Origin of the sequence: Austwickia chelonae NBRC 105200 (assembly GCF_000298175.1) — a bacterium.
Taxonomy (GTDB): domain Bacteria; phylum Actinomycetota; class Actinomycetes; order Actinomycetales; family Dermatophilaceae; genus Austwickia; species Austwickia chelonae.
On the sequence record NZ_BAGZ01000005.1, the window covers coordinates 718,679 to 738,639 of the forward strand.

General features: G+C 65.6%; 16 protein-coding genes. 8 read left to right on the forward strand and 8 right to left on the reverse strand.

What is annotated here, in order from left to right; all coding sequences use genetic code 11:
• Positions 1 to 162 precede the first annotated feature (162 nt).
• The 3 genes from AUCHE_RS06330 to AUCHE_RS06340 are packed head-to-tail and all read left to right on the forward strand — an operon-like array spanning position 163 to position 3,941.
• Positions 163 to 1,953 (forward strand): peptide ABC transporter substrate-binding protein, encoded by a 1,791-nt coding sequence (locus AUCHE_RS06330; RefSeq protein WP_006502452.1) that lies wholly within the window; start codon positions 163 to 165, stop codon positions 1,951 to 1,953.
• Positions 1,954 to 1,998: 45 nt separating this feature from the next.
• Complete coding sequence (locus tag AUCHE_RS06335; protein WP_006502453.1) at positions 1,999 to 3,192, forward strand: sensor histidine kinase; 1,194 nt, start codon at positions 1,999 to 2,001, stop codon at positions 3,190 to 3,192.
• The gene (locus tag AUCHE_RS06340; protein WP_006502454.1) at positions 3,189 to 3,941 is read left to right on the forward strand and encodes a response regulator transcription factor; all 753 of its coding nucleotides are present in this window, start codon (positions 3,189 to 3,191) and stop codon (positions 3,939 to 3,941) included. Before AUCHE_RS06335 ends, AUCHE_RS06340 begins: the two co-directional genes overlap by 4 nt.
• A 37-nt stretch (positions 3,942 to 3,978) precedes the next feature.
• Here the strand turns inward: AUCHE_RS06340 and aroB are convergent, their stop codons facing one another.
• The 7 genes from aroB to alaS form a co-directional block, all read right to left on the reverse strand.
• The gene (gene aroB, locus AUCHE_RS06345; RefSeq protein WP_006502455.1) at positions 3,979 to 5,058 is read right to left on the reverse strand and encodes a 3-dehydroquinate synthase; all 1,080 of its coding nucleotides are present in this window, start codon (positions 5,056 to 5,058) and stop codon (positions 3,979 to 3,981) included.
• Positions 5,051 to 5,596, reverse strand: coding sequence for a shikimate kinase (locus tag AUCHE_RS06350; RefSeq protein WP_006502456.1), 546 nt, complete (start codon positions 5,594 to 5,596; stop codon positions 5,051 to 5,053). Before AUCHE_RS06350 ends, aroB begins: the two co-directional genes overlap by 8 nt.
• A complete protein-coding gene (gene aroC, locus AUCHE_RS06355) occupies positions 5,590 to 6,813 on the reverse strand; it encodes a chorismate synthase (RefSeq protein WP_006502457.1) in 1,224 nt (407 codons plus the stop codon). Before aroC ends, AUCHE_RS06350 begins: the two co-directional genes overlap by 7 nt.
• A gap of 64 nt (positions 6,814 to 6,877) precedes the next feature.
• Positions 6,878 to 7,738, reverse strand: a complete 861-nt coding sequence (locus AUCHE_RS06360) for a shikimate dehydrogenase (protein WP_006502458.1) — start codon at positions 7,736 to 7,738, stop codon at positions 6,878 to 6,880.
• Complete coding sequence (gene mltG, locus AUCHE_RS06365) at positions 7,732 to 8,958, reverse strand: endolytic transglycosylase MltG (RefSeq protein WP_162137225.1); 1,227 nt, start codon at positions 8,956 to 8,958, stop codon at positions 7,732 to 7,734. Before mltG ends, AUCHE_RS06360 begins: the two co-directional genes overlap by 7 nt.
• The gene (gene ruvX, locus AUCHE_RS06370) at positions 8,909 to 9,400 is read right to left on the reverse strand and encodes a Holliday junction resolvase RuvX (RefSeq protein ID WP_006502460.1); all 492 of its coding nucleotides are present in this window, start codon (positions 9,398 to 9,400) and stop codon (positions 8,909 to 8,911) included. Before ruvX ends, mltG begins: the two co-directional genes overlap by 50 nt.
• A 1-nt stretch (position 9,401) precedes the next feature.
• The gene (gene alaS / locus AUCHE_RS06375; RefSeq protein ID WP_006502461.1) at positions 9,402 to 12,104 is read right to left on the reverse strand and encodes an alanine--tRNA ligase; all 2,703 of its coding nucleotides are present in this window, start codon (positions 12,102 to 12,104) and stop codon (positions 9,402 to 9,404) included.
• A gap of 388 nt (positions 12,105 to 12,492) precedes the next feature.
• On the opposite strand from alaS, the gene AUCHE_RS06380 reads away from it, so the two are divergent.
• The 5 genes from AUCHE_RS06380 (at position 12,493) to AUCHE_RS06400 (ending at position 18,459) form a co-directional block, all read left to right on the forward strand.
• On the forward strand, positions 12,493 to 14,100 hold the full coding sequence (locus AUCHE_RS06380) for a peptide ABC transporter substrate-binding protein (RefSeq protein WP_006502462.1): 1,608 nt from the start codon (positions 12,493 to 12,495) through the stop codon (positions 14,098 to 14,100).
• A gap of 312 nt (positions 14,101 to 14,412) precedes the next feature.
• Complete coding sequence (locus AUCHE_RS06385) at positions 14,413 to 15,339, forward strand: ABC transporter permease (RefSeq protein ID WP_006502463.1); 927 nt, start codon at positions 14,413 to 14,415, stop codon at positions 15,337 to 15,339.
• A complete protein-coding gene (locus AUCHE_RS06390) occupies positions 15,332 to 16,267 on the forward strand; it encodes an ABC transporter permease (protein ID WP_006502464.1) in 936 nt (311 codons plus the stop codon). The genes AUCHE_RS06385 and AUCHE_RS06390 overlap by 8 nt, the downstream gene beginning before the upstream one ends.
• Before the next feature lie 16 nt (positions 16,268 to 16,283).
• Positions 16,284 to 17,330: an ABC transporter ATP-binding protein gene (locus AUCHE_RS06395; protein WP_006502465.1), complete on the forward strand. Its 1,047-nt coding sequence runs from the start codon at positions 16,284 to 16,286 to the stop codon at positions 17,328 to 17,330.
• Positions 17,323 to 18,459: an ABC transporter ATP-binding protein gene (locus AUCHE_RS06400; RefSeq protein WP_006502466.1), complete on the forward strand. Its 1,137-nt coding sequence runs from the start codon at positions 17,323 to 17,325 to the stop codon at positions 18,457 to 18,459. Before AUCHE_RS06395 ends, AUCHE_RS06400 begins: the two co-directional genes overlap by 8 nt.
• Before the next feature lie 104 nt (positions 18,460 to 18,563).
• On the opposite strand, the gene AUCHE_RS06405 is transcribed toward AUCHE_RS06400, so the two are convergent.
• Positions 18,564 to 19,928, reverse strand: a complete 1,365-nt coding sequence (locus AUCHE_RS06405) for a replication-associated recombination protein A (RefSeq protein ID WP_052024829.1) — start codon at positions 19,926 to 19,928, stop codon at positions 18,564 to 18,566.
• Between the last annotated feature and the right edge of the window lie 33 nt (positions 19,929 to 19,961).

Sequence of the window (19,961 nt, forward strand, 5' to 3'; positions counted from 1 at the left end):
TCGACTCTTCGGTTCGTCATAAATTCTACCGGCCTGCGCACGACCTCCCCGCGACGCGCCATCCCCCCAGCATCGCGTAATCTCGAGTCGTCCCGCCCGTACCGCGGGCCTGTCCCGGATGTCCCGGCCAGGTTCCCGGTCGCGTCCGCCCGAGGAGGCCCCATGTCCCCCCGGCATCGCGTCAGTGCGGCGCTGCTGGCGCTCACGTGCGGCGCGCTCGCCGCGTGCAGCAGTTCGCCGCAGCCGCCTCCGGCAGCGCAACTGCCGGCCAACACGGTGAACAGCCCCGACAAGGTCCCCGTCATCGTGAACGCCGTCGAACCCGAACGAGCGCTCCTTCCTGCCGACATCGGTGACGACTACGGCACCAGGATCGGTTCACTGATCTACCGCGGTCTCGTCCGTTACGACGCCAAAGGCCGTCTGGTGAACGAGGTCGCCGAAGAGATCGCGACGATCAATTCCACCTTCTACCGGGTAAAGATCCGCAAGGGGTGGGTTTTCGGCAACGGCGAGCCGGTCACCGCAGCGTCCTTCGTCGACGCCTGGAATTTCGCCGCCGACCCGGCGAACAAACAGCTGCACGCCGACGCCTTCTCCTCCATCGCCGGATTCCGGACCCTACGCGGGTTGAACGAACCGGCGGTCCCGCCGGCCGGAGGCAAGGTCGAGCCCACACCCACGACCAGTACCACGAAGCCATCGGTCAACCCCACCCGGCACACCCAACGCGCCTCGGCATCGGCCTCGCCTACGTCGACGCCCAGCCCGTCCGGACCCCAGGACGATCCTGCAGGTCCCCCGTCCGGGGCCCTGGTCGGCCTGGCGGTCGTCGACGAACTGGAGTTCACCATCAGGTTGGCCGCCCCCGACTCGACCTTCACCGACCGGTTGGCTCAGCTCCCCTTCTCGCCGCTGCCCTCCGCAGCGTTGAAGGATCCCACCGCATTCGCCACCGCCCCGGTCGGTAACGGCCCCTACCAGCTCAGTGGGGGTTGGCTCGCCGGCAAGGAAGTCCGCCTCATCCCCAATGCTTCCTACTCAGGAGGCGAACCGGCCCGTAACGGCGGCCTGACCTTCCGTTTCTTCCCCGATCCCAGCGGAACCTACCCGGCTTTGACGAGCGGCCGTCTGGACGTCCTGGACTCCATGCCGGTCACCGCACTCGACCGGTACAAAGGCGACCTGGGGTTCCGTGCGTCGAACCAGGCCGTCGGTGTCACCACCTCCCTGGTCTTCCCGGTGACCCGCCCGGAATGGACCGGAGAGGAAGGCCGATACACCCGTCAAGCCATCTCCCGCGCCATCGACCGCAAGGCTCTCGCCGAGGGGATCTACGCCGGAACCAGGGCTCCGGCCAACGACTTGGCCTCCCCGGTGGTCGCCGGATACTCCAACGACATGTGCGGGGACGACTGTCGCCATGACCCTCACGCGGCTCGCACCGAGCTCAACCGGGTCGCCCAACCCATGCGGTCACTGGAGATCGCCTACGGGGCGGACTCCGGCGGACGGCCCGTCGTGGAAGCCCTGTGTTCAGCCATCACCTCGGCGGTCGGGATCACCTGTGTTCCGCACCCGGTGCCCAGGCAGGCCGCTCTGGAGCGGGCCGCAGCCCTGCACCAGATCACCATCCCCATGCTGACCACCCGGCGGATGACCCATCCGGACCTCAGCGGTTTCCTCTCCCCCCGTTTCATGGCCGGTTCCAGCGAGAATCTCAGCGGATACAGCGGACCCACGGCACAGACCCTGTTGGCCAAGGCTGCCGCCACCACCGACGTCGAGCAGCGGACCAAGGTCTACCAGGAGGCCGAGAAAGCGATCCTGCACGACATGCCGGAGATCCCCTTGTGGTACGTCAACGCGACAGTCGGCCGCGGCGAACGTATCCAACCGTTGAAGATCGACGTCTTCGGGCTGCCCATCTACACCGAGATGGCCCGTCCGTGACCGGTGGCGACGCTCCGAACGTCCCAGGACGTCGTTGAACCGGGCATGACTCCCCAGGACGACGAGGTCGGCTCTTCGGCGCCGATGACCCTGGCGCACCACGCTTGCCTCGTCGTCCTGGTCCTGGCCCTCCTGGGCGCCTTGTGGTGGGAGGTGACGGCGCCTGCGGGTACCCGGCCTGGCAGCAGCATGGGCGACCTCGGTTGGGTGGCTTTCCTCGCCCTCCCGCTGCGGCGACATTGGCCGGTCGCTACCGGAAGCCTCACCACGGTGCTCTCGACATTCAGCCTGCCTGCAGTCGTTCCCCGGGTGATCACCACAGGTGCCATCGGGGCCCGCCGCCAGTGGTGGCAGGTCATCACGATCCTCCTTGCACAGGCCTGCGCTCTCCTTCTGCAGTTCTTCTGGCAGGTCGACGAATCGGATCTGCACATCTGGCGGGTCGTCGCCGCAGGCCAGATCATGCTCACCGTGATCGTCCTGGCCATCGGCGCCTACCGGGGGGCCCGGCGCGAACTGATGGCTTCCTTGGTCGCCCGCGCCGAAACAGCGGAACGGGAGCAGGAGGCCCGGGTCGCCCAGGCACGGAGCGCAGAGCGCGCAGCCATCGCCAGGGAGATGCACGACACACTGGCGCACCGTATCTCCCTGGTCGCCATGCACGCCGGCGTCCTGTCCTATCGCACCGACCTCAACCCGGAACAGATCAAGGACAGCGCAGGACTGATCCAGGAGAATGCGCACAGTGCACTGACCGAGCTGCGGGACATCCTGGGTGTTCTCCGAGCCACCGATCCACTCTCGGGCTCGCTCCTCCCGGAGCGGCCCCAGCCGACGATGGACGACCTACCGCAGCTGCTGGACGACCTCCGTGCCGCAGGGTTGGACATCACCTTGTACGACCATCGAGCGACCCCCGACGGGCTTCCTGCGGCAACCGGAAGACATGCTTACCGCATCATCCAGGAGTGCTGCACCAATTCCCGTAAGCATGCGTCGGAGGAACCCGTGTCCGTGGTCCTGGGCGGTCGCCCTGGGGAACAACTGATCATCGAGGTGTCCAACCCACTGCCCAGCTCCCATACCGGTCAGAGCACCCCCGGGTCCGGTGTGGGGCTCATCGGGCTGACCGAACGGGCCCACCTGGCCGGAGGATCACTCGACCACATGCGTACCCGGGACCGTCGCTACCGGGTACGCGCCCGTCTGCCCTGGCCGTCGGAGAAAGAAGCGAAATGATGACCGATCCGAGCGTATGCCGACACGAGCACGACGCAGGACCTTATGTCCCGGAAGATGTCGGCGCCCGGCCTGCCACACCGAGGTCGATCCGCCTGTTGATCGTCGACGACGATCACCTCGTCCGAGCCGGGCTGCGCCTCATCCTGGGCGGTTCCCCAGGCCTGGACATCATCGGAGAAGCCGACGACGGAGAGGCCGGGATCGCCCAGGCCAGAGCGCTGCGACCTGACATCGTCCTCATGGACGTCCGGATGCCGAAGATGGACGGGCTCACCGCCACCCGTATCCTCCTGGGCGACCCCTGCCCCCCGAAGGTGATCGTGCTGACCACCTTCGACGCCGACGACATGGTGCTGAGCTCCCTCGCCGCCGGCGCATCGGGTTTTCTGCTCAAACACACCCCACCGCACACCATCGTGGAGTCCATCCGTTCAGTCGCCCGCGGAGAGCATTCCCTGTCACCGTCGGTGATGACCCAGGTGATCGCCGCAGCCACCCGCGCCACCCGCCCCGGTACCTCCGACGAACGCAGAGATCGAGCCGCCGCAGCGATCCGGGCACTCACCGCCCGCGAACGGGATGTCGCACTGGCCGTCGGTCGAGGTGCGTCCAATGCCGAGATCGCCCGCGAGCTCTGTCTGAGCATCGCCACCGTGAAAGGGCATGTCGCCCGGCTGTTCGAGAAACTCGAAGCCGACAACCGGGTGCAGATCGCGATCCGGGTACACGACGCAGAGCTATTGTGACCACGAACCCCTCTCGTCCCCTGGGACCGGTCCTGGCTCAGATGACGGCTTCGTACGCGGCACGCAGGGCTTGCTCCGGAGGCCCTTCCCATCGGCTCGGCGACCCGACTCCGTCGAGTACCACGAAACGTAGGGTCGCCCCCCTGGTCTTCTTGTCCCGGGACATCGCGGTGTGGAGCTCAGCCCAGCGTCCGGAAACGTAGGCGGTGGGCAGTCCGAGAGATCCGATGACCCGGCGATGCCTGTCCACATCTGCTGCCCCGAGTCGACCAGCCAGGCGAGCCAGCTCGGCGGCATAGACCATGCCCACAGCGACCGCGTCCCCGTGCCGCCACCGATAGTTCTCGACCTGTTCGACAGCATGGGCGAAGGTGTGTCCGTAGTTCAAGATCTCCCGCAGCGAGGATTCCTTCAGGTCAGCAGTGACCACATCCGCCTTGACCTGGATCTTGCGTCGGACCAGCTCCGCGAGCACCGGCCCGGACGGGTCGAGCACCGTCTTCGGGTCTTCCTCGACCAGTTCCAGGATCCGAGTGTCGGCGATGAATCCCCCCTTGAGCACTTCGGCCATCCCCGCAGCCAGGTCGGGCCGGGGGAGGCTCTCCAGATGGTCGAGGTCGACGAGCACCCCGCTCGGAGGGTGGAAGGACCCGACCAGATTCTTCCCCTCCGCTGTGTTGATGCCGGTCTTTCCACCTACTGCGGCGTCGACCATGCCGAGCAAGGTGGTCGGCACATGCACCACCCGGACTCCCCGCAACCAGGTGGCGGACACGAAGCCACCCAGATCGCTCACCGAACCGCCCCCGACAGTCACCACAGCGTCGGAACGGGTGAATCCGGCTTTTCCGAGCATCTCCCACAGAGAGCTCGCCACCGCAGCGGACTTCGCCTGTTCGGCATCGGGGACTGCAACCTCATGGACCTCTGTGCCCTGTTCCCGCAGGACTCTACAGATCGGCCCGGCCAACTGCCGCAAAGGCGCGGAGTGGACCACCAGTGCCCTCCTGGTCTGATCCCCCAGCAGAGCCGGGAGCCGGTCGGTCAGCCGGTGCCCGATCAGCACGTCGTAACCCCCGGAGCCTCCGACCCGGATACAGGTCGAATCCTCACTCATCGCCGCCGTCTCCTTCCAACCCCAGTGCTGTCACGACCTGCCCGGCGGCTTCCGCGGCCGACATATCGCTGGTGTCGATCCTGAGTACGGAGAGCCGCTGGTAGATCTCACGGCGTTCCTCCATCAACCGCAGCCAGGCCCCTCGCGGGTTCAAGGCCAACAGCGGCCTCCCGTGGTCTAGCCCGGTTCTCCTGACCGCTTCCCGCAAGGACAGGTCGAGGAAGACCACCGGATGCCCACTCAACGCTTGTTGCGTACGCTGCGCCAGAATCGCTCCCCCGCCCAGCGCCAACACTCCTCGGTGCCGGGACATCGCGTCGACCACGACATCGGCCTCCACCTCCCGGAAGAAGGCCTCGCCTCGCTCGATGAAGATGTCCGGGATCGTCATACCGACCTGTTCCTCGACCAGCAGATCGGTGTCGGCCACGTCATGGCCGGTCCTGACTGCGATCTCCCTCGCGACAGTCGACTTGCCGGCCCCAGGCGGGCCGATGAGCACCACCACCGGCCCGCCGGTCGCCTCGGAACTCACCATGTACGCATCCTTCCGGGGATTCCTGCCAGATAGCTCTCGTGGGCGGAGCGAACCTGACCCACCGAGTCACCGCCGAACTTCTCCGAGACCGCGTCGGCCAGGACCAAGGCCACCATCGCCTCGGCCACGACACCTGCGGCAGGTACCGCACACACGTCAGAACGCTGATGGATGGCTCGTGCAGGATCGTCCCCGGTGACATCGACGGTGGCCAGAGCTCGCGGAACCGTACTGATCGGTTTCATCGCAGCTCGGACCCGCAGCGGGTCCCCGGTCGTCATCCCGCCCTCGATGCCACCAGCGCGCCCGGTCCGACGTCGGATGACGCCCTCCTCGTCACGGTCCATCTCGTCGTGGGCGGCCGACCCCCTCCGGGTGGCGCTCCGGAAACCGTCTCCGACCTCGACCCCCTTGATCGCCTGAACACTCATCAACGCGCCGGCCAGACGGGCGTCGAGCCTACGGTCCCAGTGCACGTACGAGCCCAGTCCAGGAGGGCACCCGTAAGCCACGACCTCGACCACACCGCCCAGGGTGTCCCCCTCCTTGTGCGCCTCGTCGATCTGGGCCACCATCGCCGCGGAGACCTGCGGGTCATGGGCACGCACCGGATCCGCATCGAGACGAGCGACCTCGTCCGGCCCCGGAAGCTCTCCGTCCTCCGGTGCACAGGCCTCCCCGATGACCACGGTGTGCGCGACGAGTCGGATACCGCAGGCCTGGTCGAGGAAAGCGGCAGCGATCGCGCCGAGAGCCACCCGGGCTGCGGTCTCCCTCGCCGAAGCCCGTTCCAGCACCGGCCGTGCCTCGGTGAAGCCGTACTTCTGCATCCCCACCAGGTCGGCGTGTCCTGGCCGAGGCCTGGTCAACGGGCGGTTACGAGCGATTTCCCGAGGGGCGTTAATGTCGTCGGCCTCGGCGTACTCGGCGGCCTCCACCGGGTCGGGGCTCATCACCGTGCGCCATCGTGGCCACTCACTGTTGGCGATCTCCACAGCGATCGGTGAGCCCAGGGTCATCCCGTGTCGGATCCCACCGAGTATCTCCAGAGCGTCCTGCTCGAACTTCTGCCGGGCGCCACGTCCGTGGCCGAGCCGACGCCGGGCCAAGGCCTCGGCGATATCGGCCGTGGCCACCTCGACCCCGGCCGGGATACCTTCGACGATCGCGACCAGGGACGGACCGTGCGATTCTCCTGCGGTCAACCAACGCACCATATCGGCCATGCTGCCAGATGCTCGGATGACGGACACAGCCCGTCTCGTCGAAGTGCGCTTGCGGTCAGACTGCAGCCAGAGCTGCCCGCATCTGGGACAAGGGCGCCTCCCGGCCGGTCATCAACTGCACCTGGGCGGCAGCCTGGTGCAGCAGCATCTCTCGGCCGGAGAGCACACGAGCGCCACCTGCTGAGGCCCAGCGTGCCAGCGGAGTGGGCCATCCGCCGTAGACCACGTCGACCAGTAGCCCGCCGGGCCCCGGTGATCCTGTTCCGTCAGCTGGAAGTTCTATCCCGACGCCGGTGGGCAAGGTACTGATAATCAGCGTGTACTCACCTGCGTACGAAGCAAGTTCATCGATCGCACGTACGCCTGTGTCCAGACCGGCCCGGTCTGCCACCGTCGAGGTCCCCTCCCGGACCTGTCGACGCACCGCAAAATCCACACCGCTGACACCAAGCTCGGCCAGGGCGACACAGGCAGCGCGCGCAGTGGCCCCCGCGCCCAGAATCAGAGCCCGGCGGGGGGTGGCGATCCCGCTCTCACCGAGTGTCCGGACCAATCCGTGAACATCCGTGTTCGCCGCCCGCCACCCTTCCCTGGACCTGATCAGCGTGTTCGCCGCTCCGACCAGTTCGGCCACCGGCGTGACCTCGTCCGCGCAGGCGAGTGCCGTCTCCTTGACCGGCATCGTCACGGAGAGTCCCCGCCACTGCGGTCCCAGTCCGGACAGGAATTCCGCCAACGAAGGATCGTCGGGGCCGCCGACCTGTCTTCGTTCGTAGGTCCATCTGCTCAGCCCCAGAGCCCGATAAGCCGCGCGGTGAAGTACCGGTGAGAGCGAATGAGCGATCGGAGACCCCAGAACCGCCGCACGACAGAGCTCCTCGTCGGAGCTCGTGTCGGCCGGCGGGTCGGTCAACATTTTCCGGGGTTGGCCCGGCACCACGCGTTCAGCTTGGCCACCTGGACGTTGTGCTCGGCGAAGGTACTGGTGAAGATGGTTTCCCCGCTGACGGGGTTGGTGGTGACGAAGAAGAGCCAGGAACCGGAAGCCGGGTTCATGGCGGCCTTGATCGCGTTCTCGCCCGGGTTACCGATCGGCCCGGCCGGCATCCCTTCGATCGCATAGGTGTTGTAGGGGTTGTTGGCTTTACGCATCTGTTCGCTGGTGAGCGCTTTACCTGTGCGTTGTTGGACGCCGTACATCGAGGTGGAGTCGAGTTCGAGCTTCATCGGCGGTTTGGCGGTGAGCCGGTTCTCCAGGACGCGCGCCACCTTCGGGCCGTCGTCGATATGCCTGGCTTCGGCTTCCACCATGCTCGCGATCGTGAGAACCCGATGTGCCTGGTCGGAGGATACGTTCAACGCTTTGAGCTTCATATCGGTCTGGCTCACCAGCTTTTTCAACTGGTCCATCGCCGGGCTCTTCTTGTCGAAATTGTAGGTGGCCGGGAAGAGCCAGCCCTCGGGATTGCCCTTCGTCGCAGCCGGCAGGCCCAGGAGCGAGGGGTCTGCTCCCGCAGCTTTCTCCGCCTTGTCGTACTCCTCCCGGGGGGTCCCGGTGGCTTTCGAGAGCACATCGTAGGTCTCGGACTTCCACAGGCCTTCTCGAACGGTCACCTTCGCGACATTCCTGTTCCCTCCTCGCAGATTCGACAGGGCCGCGGTGGCCTTCATCTCCTTCCGAAGGGTGTAGGTGCCTGGTTGGATCTCGTCGCCCTTGTTGTTCTCCAAGGCCTCGCGGAAGGCTCCAGCGGTTTTGACCACCCCGGCCTCCTGCAACCGTTGAGCGATCTGGCCACCGGAGTCGCCGGGCCGGACCACCACGGTCACCGACTCGCCGCCGTCTCCTTCGTAGTCCCCGGATTCGACGAGCTGTTCGTAGAGCGGTTTGAAGTTGGTCACGACGACGGCGCCGCCCACCACTAGGACCGCGGTGGCGGTGACATAGGTCACCAGACGGCGGCGACGTCGTTGCTGACCCCGGCGACGCCGATTTCGGTCGCGCCGTCGTGACTGTGGCTCCTCTTCTTCGTAGACAGGGGCACCGAAGATCGACTCGTCGAGAGGGTCCTCGATCCGGGGCCGTCTTCTAGTTGCGGCGCCGCGACGCCCGCGGCTTTCGTGAGAGTAGTTGTTCACCAGCCGGCCAATTCGTTGCTCGTTCAATGTCCAGGGCAGTCTGCAGGATGAGGACTGCAGACTGTTGATCGATGACAGATCGGTGGGTACGCGTGCCACGGCCTGCGTCCCGCAACGATCGGTGTGCATCGACGGTGGTCAGGCGCTCGTCCACCAAACGGACGGGTACCGGACGCACTCGGGATGCGAGCCTGCGAGCATACTCGCGCGCGGCGACTGCCGCCGAACCTTCGACGCCGGACAGGGACAGTGGCAGGCCCACCACCACTTCCACGGCCTCGAATTCAGTACACAGTTCGGCGACCCGGTCAAGGTCCTTCTCCCCGTTCAGGTCACGGGTCACGGACTCCACCGGGGTCGCGATCAGGCCGTCGGGATCGCAGATCGCGACCCCGACCCTGGCCTGACCGACATCGACGCCGACACGTCGTCCAGGGCGCACGTCAGCCGGTCACCGTAGTGGCAACGGCCTGCTTCACCTGGGAGAGCGCGTCTTCGATCCTGGTGGGGTCGCTGCCGCCGCCTTGAGCCACGTCATCCTTGCCTCCTCCTCCTCCGCCGAGGGTCTGCGCGGCGATCTTGACGAGTGCGCCGGCTTTCACGTTCAGTTCTCGTGCCGGACCGTTGGTCGCGATGACGACCATCGGGCGTTCTTTGGTCACCGAGGTGAGCGCCACCACAGACGGCCGGTCCATGCCGAGGCGCCCCCGAAGATCGAGGACGAGGTTCCGCAGATCGTCGGCGTTGATGTCATCACCCAGGTGATGGGCCAACACGGTGACCCCGGAGATGTCGTGTGCCTGCTCGGTGAGCGTCGAGGCCTGAGCGAGGACCTGCTGGCGACGCATCGTCGCGATCTCTTTCTCTGCCTCCCGCAATTTGTTCAGGATGCCGCCGATACGGTCGGGCAGCTCTTCCGGTCGCGCTTTCACGACCTCGGCGAGCTGGCCCACGATGACGCTCTCCCGGGCCAGGTGGTCGTAGGCATCCGCGCCGACCAGGGCTTCCACCCTGCGGACTCCGGAGGCGACGGAGGCTTCGCCGAAGAGCTTGACGATCCCGAGCTGGCCGGAGCGCTCGGCGTGGGTTCCGCCGCAGAGTTCACGCGACCAGTCACCCACCGAGACGACTCGGACCTGTGTGCCGTACTTCTCACCGAAGAGCGCCATCGCACCGGAGTCGAGAGCTTCCTGTTGGGACATGACCTCGGCGTAGACCGGGAGATCTTCCATCAGCTTCGCGTTGACCTGGGCCTCCACGTCGCGCAGGACGGCCGCGGGGACCGGCTGGCCCGCTTTGAAGTCGAACCGGAGACTTCCGGGGCGGTTGAGCGATCCGGCCTGGGTCGCCGTCTCCCCGAGCGCTTCACGCATGGCCTGGTGGACCAGGTGGGTAGCGGTGTGTGCGCGGCTGATCCCCTTACGCCGCAGAACGTCGACCTGGCTCAGCGCGGAGAGACCGACTTCGACCTCCCCGGAGATCACCCGGGCCCGGTGGACGATGAGACCGGTGATCGGGGACTGCACGTCGTCGACCTCGACGACGGCACCATTGGAGAGAGTGATCAGACCTTTGTCGGGCAGCTGCCCACCGGCTTCGGCGTAGAAGGGTGTCCGGTCCAGGACGATCTCGACCTGATCGCCTTCGCGAGCCGAGGAGATTCCGTTCCCGGCCGAGACCAGGCCGGTGACGGTACCTTCGCCGACGACATCACCGTAGCCGACGAATTCGACCGGCCTACCGAGTGAGTCCGCGATCTCACGGTAGATCTGGACGCTTCCGTGGCCTTGTTTCTTGGCTTTGGCGTCGGCTTTGGCCCGTTCCCGTTGTTCGGTCATCAGCTGGCGGAAACCGGCCTCGTCCACGGACAACCCCTGCTCGGCAGCCATCTCCAGGGTCAGGTCGATGGGGAATCCGTAGGTGTCGTGCAGTTTGAAGGCGTCGCCTCCGGTCAGCGTGTCCCCTCCCCCGGCTTTCGTCTTGGCGACGGCGACGTCGAGGATGCTGGTGCCCGAGGTGAGGGTGCGCCGGAAGGCGTCCTCCTCGGCGTAGGCGATCTGGCCGATGCGTCCGAAATCACGTTCGAGTTCGGGATAGGACTGGCTCATCCGCGCCATCGACACCGGGAGCAGCTCGGGCAGGGCAGGGTCGTGCACGCCCAACAGGCGCATGGAGCGGACCGCGCGGCGCAGCAACCGTCGCAGCACGTAGCCGCGGCCTTCGTTGCCCGGGGTGACTCCGTCCCCGATCAGCATCAAGGACGAACGGACGTGGTCGGCGACGACTCGGAAGCGGACGTCGTCGGGGGCGTGGATGCCGTATTTCTTGCCGGCGAGTTCCTCCGCGCGACGGATCACCGGGAAGACCTCGTCGATCTCGTACAGGTTGTCGACACCCTGCATGAGATAGGCGGTACGTTCCAGGCCGAGGCCGGTGTCGATGTTCTTGGCGGGTAGCGCCTTGGCCACGTCGAAGTCGTCCTTGGCCCGGACCGCGGAGAGTTCCTCGGTCTGGAAGACCAGGTTCCAGATCTCCAGGAAGCGGTCCTCGTCGGCCTCAGGCCCCCCGTCCGCGCCGTACTGGGGCCCGCGGTCGATGTAGATCTCCGAGCACGGACCACCCGGGCCGGGAACGCCCATGTGCCAGTAGTTGTCCTTGAGCCCTCGGCGCTGGATGCGTTCGTCCGGCAGTCCGACCGCACGCCACATCTCGACGGCCTCGGCGTCACCGTGTGGATACCCGGGGTGGTGTCCCGGTCCGAGGACGGTGACCCAGACCTTCTCCGGGTCGAACCCGTACCCTCCCTGGTCCTGTGGGCCGGTGATCAGCTCCCAGGCGTACTTGACGGCGCCTTCCTTGAAGTAGTCGCCGAAGGAGAAGTTGCCGTTCATCTGGAAGAAGGTGCCGTGGCGGGTGGTCTTGCCCACTTCGTCGATGTCCCCGGTGCGGACGCATTTCTGCACGGAGGTGGCACGAGCGTAGGGGGCGCTCTCGAGGCCGAGGAAGTAGGGCTTGAAGGGGACCATGCCGGCGTTGACGAACAGCAGGTTGGGGTCGTCGTAGAGCAGCGGAGCGCTGGGGACGACGGTGTGTCCGTTCTTCTCGAAGAAGGTCAGCCAACGGCGCCTGATCTCGGCGGTATCCATGCAGGGGTCCTTGCGGGTGACGACGTAGGCGTGTCGGGGCCCCGACACGCCGCTCCACCTACAGTACTGGCCGTTGCGCCTCACCGGCTTGCTCATGAGGTATGTCCGGCTCTGGGTGGTGGGCGAATTTTAGTTCATCGAATGCGGTTCAGGGGTTAGACGACCCTCTGGAAAATCCCGTCGGACGTCGGCTGGCCAAAAAGAATCACGCGAAGGTCACGATTGCATATACCCCACGTTGAGGCAGCCTGAACCCCCCTTATTTTGGCTGACAATTCTGATGTTGCCATGCGTCACAAGACACTTCACGCCCCTGCCATTCCGTGAATATGTCGACGGCAGCAGTTCTCGCCAACCGGGCGTGAACCCCCCGTAGGAGGTCCCATTCATGCGAGGAAAAACCCGCGTCGCCGTCGTTGTGTGTCTCACCGCCGCATCCCTGGTCACCGCCTCCTGCGGCGGTAGCGGCAAATCCGACACCCAGAGCAACAGCATCACCGTCAAAGGTTGCAATCCCCAGAACGACCTCATCCCGGCGAACACCACCGAAGCCTGCGCCGGTGAGATCCTCGGGCTGACCACGGCACGGTTGGTTCATTACGACGCAGACACCGCCAAACCGCAGAACGATCTCGCCGAGAAGATCAGCGACGTCGGAGCAAAAGTGTTCACCATCACCGTGAAGAAGGGCCAGAAGTTCTCCGACGGCACCGAGGTCAAAGCCAAGAACTTCGTCGACGCCTGGAACTACGCCGCCTTCGGAGGCAATGCGATGGGCGCGGGCTCGTTCATGGCCCCCATCGAAGGGTATGACGAAGTCTCCAAACCGGAATCCACCGTGAAGGAGATGAAGGGGCTGAAGGTCATCGACGACCACACCTTCGAAGTCACCTTGTCCAGCTCCACCTCCGACTTCGCTCTCCGCCTGGGGTACACCGCCTTCGCGCCCATGCCCGACGCCTTCTTCGCAAATCCCAAGGGCGATTTCGGCAAGAAACCGATCGGGGCCGGTCCGTACAAGGTCGTCCAGTGGGATGCCAACCAGCAGGTCGTCCTGGAGAAGAACAAGGACTACGCCGGAGAGTTCAAAGGCCAGGTCGACAAGATCACCTTCCGGATCTACCAGGACAGCGGCGCCGCCTACAAGGACGTCCAGGCCAACAACCTCGACGTCACCTACAACTTCCCGGCCGACGCCCTGGCCGGCGGCCGCTACAAGAACGACCTGCCAGGACGCTTCTCGGTCCGGGACAAGACCTCCACCGTCCAGCACGCCACCTTCGCACCGGCGAAGACCGACCCCACCGTGCAGAACCCGAAGTTCAAGCAGGCCATATCGATGGCGATCAACCGCGAGGAGATCATCAAGGCGGTCTTCAACAACGAACGCAAACCGTTGAACGGTTGGGTCGCCTCAGCCGCGATCGACGGCTACCCCACCGACAACTGCGGCGAGTACTGCTCCTACGACAAGGACAAAGCCAAGGCCAAACTGGCCGAGGCCGGCGGGTTCACCGGCATCCTGACCCTGGGCTACAACGCCGACTCCGACCACCGCAGCTGGGTCGACGCCGCCTGCCAGTCGATCACGAACACCTTGGGCATCCAATGCCAGGGCGCGCCCAGCGTCGACTTCAAGACCTTCCGCAACACCGTCAAGAAACGGGAGATGAAGGGCATGTTCCGCGCCGGATGGCAGATGGACTACCCCTCACCGGAGAACTACCTGACCCCCCTGTACGGCACCGGCGGATCGAGTAACGACTCCGACTACTCCAACCCCGCCTTCGACGCCAAGCTGAAGGAAGCGCTGGCTGCCACCAGCAAGGAAGAGGGATTCAAACTCTTCGTCGAAGCCGAGAAGATGCTCGTGGCAGACATGCCCTCCATCCCCCTGTGGAGTTTCACCGAACACGCCGCATGGTCGAACAAGATCGCCGACGTCAAACTCGATATCGACGGGAAGCCCGACTACCGACAGATCAAACGGAAGTGACCGGAGCGTCTTTTCCCCACTGATCGGACCGCACTGAACAACACGACCGGGTCGGCTCGCCACACCAGTCCGCGAGCCGACCCGAGAAGTCCGGTGTGCCGCCCGACGAAAACACCCACGCACCATCAAGAGAATGCGATCACCGGACGGCGAAGCACCCCGCTATGTATTCTCACTGCCACTCTCAACCACGGTGAGGTTCCCCCCGACCAAACACCGTCCACCAGACGGCACCGGACTGCCACCCAGGCACATCACCTTTCCTGACCTTGATGCCAGCATCCCGCCGTCGACGACAACCTAGGAGGTGTCGTGGGCAAGTACGTCATCAGGCGCCTGCTGCAGATGATCCCCGTCGCTCTCGGCGCGACTTTCGTGATATTCACCATGGTCTTCGCCCTACCCGGTGACCCCACGGACGGAAAATGCGGCGAACGGCCCTGCCCCCCGGCCTATGTGGCCCAGTACCGGGCCGAACACAATCTGGACGACCCCCTGCTGGTCCAGTACGGCAAATACCTCGGGAAACTGGCCCAAGGCGACCTCGGCACGAACTATTTCGGCAATCAGGTCTCCGACGAACTCCTCCAGCGGTATCCCACCACCACCAAGTTGGCCGTCATCGCGATCGCCTTCGAAATCCTGATCGGGATTTCTGTCGGGGTTCTCGCCGGTGTCCGCAAGGGAGGCCTGATCGACACCACCGTGATCTTGACCACTCTGATCTTCATCTCAATTCCGATCATCGTGATCGGCCCGGTCGCCCAGATCATCTTCACGATCCGACTGGGCTGGTTCCGGACCACCGTCTCCCCGGAGGCGCCTCTGAACGAACTGATCCTGCCCGGAATGGTCCTCGCCCTCCTCTCCGTGGCCTATGTCGCCCGGCTCACCAGGACCAGCCTGGTCGAGAACCTCCGTGCCGACTACGCCCGCACCGCCATCGCCAAAGGGCTCACCCGACGCCGAGCCATCAGCGTGCACACACTGCGCAACTCCCTCATCCCCGTGGTCACGTTCATCGGTGCCGATTTCGGCGGCCTGCTCGGTGGCGCGATCGTGACCGAACGCATCTTCAACATCCAAGGCGTCGGCAGCATGATCTTCACCGGCATCGCGAATCGGGACGGACTCGCCGTGGTCGGCGCCGTGACCGTCCTCGTCCTCGTCTTCCTCCTCATGAACCTGCTCGTCGACCTGCTCTGCGGCGTGCTCGACCCCAGGATCAGCCATGACTGACGCCACAGCCGAAACACTCTCCCCCACCCCCTCGCCTGCCCCGGACGGCGGAGAATCAGCCCCCGGCCGCTCTCTGACCCAAGACGCCCGGAGACAGCTGCGCAAACGCCCCCTGTTCTGGATAGCCTCCTCGCTGATCCTCGTCTTCCTGTCCATGGCCCTGTTCCCCGGCCTGTTCACCAGCGTCGACCCCAACTACGGGGAACTTTCCCGCCAAAACCGCGGGCCAGGCGACGGCGCTCTCTTCGGTTTCGACCATCTGGGACGGGACGTCTACGCCCGCTCCGTCTACTCTGCCCGTGCCTCCATCATGGTGGGCCTGCTCACCACCCTCGCCACGGCGACCTTCGGCAGCGTCCTCGGCATCATCGCAGGCTTCTACGGAGGCTGGGTCGACGCCGTCATCTCCCGGATCACCGACATGGTCTTCGCCATCCCGATGCTCCTAGGCGGCATCCTGTTCATGTCGACCTGGGTGAGTCGCCCCAACGACCCCTACGCCCTCGTCGTCTTCAAAGTCGTCTTCGTCCTCATGCTCTTCGGCTGGCCCGGTATCGCCCGACTGATGCGCAGCTCCGTCCTCCAGATCAAACAGAACGAATATGTGCTGGCTGCGCGCGCGCTGGGAGCCTCCCCACTGCGGATCATCGTCCAGCACATCCTGCCCAATGCGATGGCCCCGGTCCTGGTGATCGCGACGATCCACTTCGGGGCGTATATCGCCGCCGAGGCCACCTTGTCCTTCCTGGGTATCGGCCTGCAGTATCCCGCGACCTCCTGGGGGACCGCCATCAACGGCTCCCTGTCCTGGTACCAGGCGGCCCCGCACAACCTGCTCTGCCCAGCGATCTTCCTCAGCGTGTGTGTGCTGGCCTTCATGACCCTCGGGGACGTCGTGCGTGACGCCTTCGACCCCAAGCAGCGATAAAAGGAAGGACGAGACGATGAACGCCGCCACGTCCGTGTCCCGCCGCGAACCGGAGAAGCTCTCCGACTTCGCGCCGCTCGACGGTGCTTCCCTGTTGGAGGTGGAAGATCTGTATGTCGACTTCCACACCGACGACGGCATCGCCCACGCCATCAACGGGGTGAGCTTCCGGCTCGATCCCGGCGAGACCCTGGCGATCCTCGGCGAGTCCGGCTCGGGAAAGTCGGTGACCGCCCAGGCGGTCCTGGGGATCCTGGACAGCCCTCCGGCTCGGATCCCGCGAGGGTCGGTGAAATATCACGGTCACGAGCTGTTGACGATGGCCGAGGAGAGGAGGCGCCGAACCCGGGGGCCGGAGATCTCGATGATCTTCCAGGACGCGCTGTCAGCACTCAACCCGGTGTTCCCCGTCGGTTGGCAGATCGCCGAGATGTTCCGGCAACACCGGGGACTGAACAAGTCCGATGCGATGGACCGCGCCGTCGCACTCATGGAACGGGTGCAGATCCCGGCGGCCCGCCAACGGGTCAAGGCCTACCCGCACCAGTTCTCCGGCGGGATGCGTCAACGCATCATGATCGCGATGGCCATCGCGCTGGACCCTGCGGTCCTGATCGCCGACGAGCCCACCACTGCCCTGGATGTCACGGTGCAGGCCCAGATCATGCGGCTGCTCCAGGAGCTCAAGGAAGAACGGCAGATGGGATTGATCCTCATCACCCACGATCTCGGCGTCGTCGCCGATGTCGCCGACCGGATCGCGGTGATGTACGCAGGCCGCCTGATGGAAACCGCCGATGTCTTCGAGCTCTACCGGCGGCCGGCCCACCCGTACACCAAAGGCCTGTTGGACTCGATCCCCCGTCTGGACCAGAAGGGCCAGACCCTCGCCGCCATCGGTGGACTTCCACCGAACCTGTTACGCATGCCGGCAGGGTGTCCTTTCCACCCTCGTTGCCGTTACGCACGGCAGCGATGCACCGAGGAGCTGCCCGAGTTACGCGAGATCGTCCCGGGCCGTTCGACCGCCTGCCACTTCGCCGAGGAGGTCTACGGTGACTGAACCTGTCCTGATCGCCGAGAACCTGGTCAAGCACTACCCGATCCTCAGCGGGGTCCTCCGCCGCCCGGTGGGCAAGGTGAAAGCCGTGGACGGTGTCAGTTTCTCCCTGGGCCGCGGAGAAACCCTCGGTATCGTCGGTGAATCCGGATGCGGAAAGTCCACGCTGGGGCGCCTGCTCATGCGGTTGGAGGAGCCGACCAGCGGGCGGGTGATCTTCGACGGCGTCGACATGTACGCCCAGAAGGGCGCTGCGATGCGACGGATCCGTCGGGACATCCAGATCGTCTTCCAGGACCCGTACACTTCCCTGAACCCCCGTAAGACGGTCGGCGACATCATCGGCGAACCCTTCCGGATCCACCGGGACGCTCTCCCCAAGGGCGGATACGACAAGGCGGTACGCGACCTGCTCGAGATGGTCGGATTGAACCCCGAGCACATCAACCGCTACCCGCACCAGTTCTCCGGTGGACAACGGCAACGTATCGGGATCGCCCGGGGCATCGCCCTCAACCCGAAAGTGCTGATCTGCGACGAACCGGTCTCTGCGCTCGACGTCTCGGTACAGGCCCAGGTGGTGAACCTGATGAGTCGCCTGCAGAAGGAACTGGGCCTCAGCTACGTCTTCATCGCCCACGACCTGTCCGTGGTCCGGCACATCTCCGACCGGGTGGGAGTCATGTATCTGGGGAAGATGGCCGAGGTCGGCGAGGAGGACGAGATCTACGCCCGGCCGACCCATCCGTACACGCAGGCGCTGCTCTCCGCGGTCCCGGTCCCGGACCCGACCCTGCGCGACAAACGGGAGCAGATCGTCCTCTCCGGGGACGTCCCTTCTCCGGCCAATCCACCGACCGGGTGTCGTTTCCACACCCGGTGTTGGATGTCCCAGGACATCTGCACATCCGAGGAACCGACGCTGGTCCCTCGTCCCGACGGCGCAGGTGAGCACGAGTCCGCCTGCCATTTCGCACACCCGAGGGTCATCGTCGAGGCCATCGACGTCTCCACGATCTCCGCTCCCACCGGGACACTCAGCCCCGAATCGGTCAAGTCCGGTGAGGCCCCGCGCTCAGCTCGTCTCCTCACCCCGGACGACCCTGCGCCGGGCGGTGTCCTTCCGTCCTGACCGTCCCGGGAGGTCATCGACGCGGTGAAGGTGGGTCTCCGTGCAGATCCGCCTCCACCGCGCGGTGGGCCAGTCCTCGCCGTCGACCGGGAATCCGGCTGCTGTCAGGCGCCCGGCCCTGCACGTAACTGTTCCTTCAGCCAGGCCTGGCGGGCGACCATACGCGCCTCGAACCCACGCTCCTTCGGACGGTAGTAGTCGGTCCTCCCCGCCAGGTCGTCCGGCAGGTACTGTTGCGCCGCCACCGACTCCGGTTCGTCGTGGGCGTACAGATACCCTCGGCCGTGCCCCAGTCGGCTAGCACCGGAATATCCGGTTCCCCTGAGATGGGCCGGAACCTGTCCGCCACGACCGGCCCGCACCTCGGCGATCGCCTCGTTGATCGCCGTATAGGTCGCATTCGACTTCGGCGCCAGACAGTTGTGTACCACCGCCTGCGCCAGGATCAGCCGAGCCTCCGGCATCCCGATCTGAGCTACCGCGTGCATCGCCGCCACCGCCGTCTGCAACGCCGTCGGGTCCGCCATCGCGATCTCCTCACTGGCCGAGATCACGATCCGCCGGGCGATGAATCGGGGATCCTCCCCTGCTTCCAACATCCTGGCCAGGTAGTGCAGAGCCGCATCCACATCCGAACCACGCATCGACTTGATGAAGGCGCTCGCCACGTCGTAATGCTGATCCCCGGCGCGGTCGTAACGCACCGCGGCGTGCTCCACGGCCTGTTCCACATGTGTCAAGTCCACCTCCACCGGATGCTCAGCGTCCGGCAGACCTCGCCCGGCCGCGCGCGCGTCCAGCGCCACACCGGCGGCAGCCTCCAAGGAGGTCAATGCGCGCCGAACGTCACCACCGGCCATCCGGACCAGATGTTCCCGGGCTTGCGCGGTCAGCAGGTATGCGCCGTGGAGTCCGCGTTCGTCCTGCACGGCGGAATCCAACACTTCCCGGATCTGTTCGTCGGCCAAGGGCTCCAGCCGGATCAGCATCGACCGGGACAACAACGGCGCGATGACCGAGAAGGACGGATTCTCCGTGGTGGCCGCGACCAGAATGACCGTACGGTCCTCGACCCCGGGCAGCAGCGCATCCTGTTGGGCTTTGCTGAACCGGTGGATCTCGTCGAGGAAGAGCACCGTCTGCCGACGATGGAGATCGCGCGCCCTCCTGGCACCCTCCATCACGGTGCGGACGTCCTTGACGCCGGCGGTGATGGCCGAGAGTTCCACGAATTCCCTGCCGGCTGCTCGGGCGACCAGATGCGCCAACGTCGTCTTCCCCGTGCCCGGCGGCCCCCACAGGATCACGCTCAAGGGCCCGGCTGTGCCTCCGTGACCTTCGATCAGTCGGCGCAACGGGCTGCCCGGTCGTAGGACTGCAGCCTGTCCGCGGACGTCCTCCAGGGAGCGGGGACGCATCCTCACCGCCAGCGGAGGCAGGACGTCCTGCGGCTGCGCCGTGTCCGTCATGTCGGCGAAGAGGTCGGGTTCGTCCACCGGGCC

Coding starts and splice junctions, on each gene's coding strand:
- AUCHE_RS06330 (WP_006502452.1), top strand. CDS start 163: ATGTCCCCCCGGCATCGCGTCAGTGCGGCGCTGCTGGCGCTCACGTGC.
- AUCHE_RS06335 (WP_006502453.1), top strand. CDS start 1,999: ATGACTCCCCAGGACGACGAGGTCGGCTCTTCGGCGCCGATGACCCTG.
- AUCHE_RS06340 (WP_006502454.1), top strand. CDS start 3,189: ATGATGACCGATCCGAGCGTATGCCGACACGAGCACGACGCAGGACCT.
- aroB (WP_006502455.1), bottom strand. CDS start 5,058: ATGAGTGAGGATTCGACCTGTATCCGGGTCGGAGGCTCCGGGGGTTAC.
- AUCHE_RS06350 (WP_006502456.1), bottom strand. CDS start 5,596: ATGGTGAGTTCCGAGGCGACCGGCGGGCCGGTGGTGGTGCTCATCGGC.
- aroC (WP_006502457.1), bottom strand. CDS start 6,813: ATGGTGCGTTGGTTGACCGCAGGAGAATCGCACGGTCCGTCCCTGGTC.
- AUCHE_RS06360 (WP_006502458.1), bottom strand. CDS start 7,738: ATGTTGACCGACCCGCCGGCCGACACGAGCTCCGACGAGGAGCTCTGT.
- alaS (WP_006502461.1), bottom strand. CDS start 12,104: ATGGATACCGCCGAGATCAGGCGCCGTTGGCTGACCTTCTTCGAGAAG.
- AUCHE_RS06380 (WP_006502462.1), top strand. CDS start 12,493: ATGCGAGGAAAAACCCGCGTCGCCGTCGTTGTGTGTCTCACCGCCGCA.
- AUCHE_RS06390 (WP_006502464.1), top strand. CDS start 15,332: ATGACTGACGCCACAGCCGAAACACTCTCCCCCACCCCCTCGCCTGCC.
- AUCHE_RS06395 (WP_006502465.1), top strand. CDS start 16,284: ATGAACGCCGCCACGTCCGTGTCCCGCCGCGAACCGGAGAAGCTCTCC.
- AUCHE_RS06405 (WP_052024829.1), bottom strand. CDS start 19,928: ATGACGGACACGGCGCAGCCGCAGGACGTCCTGCCTCCGCTGGCGGTG.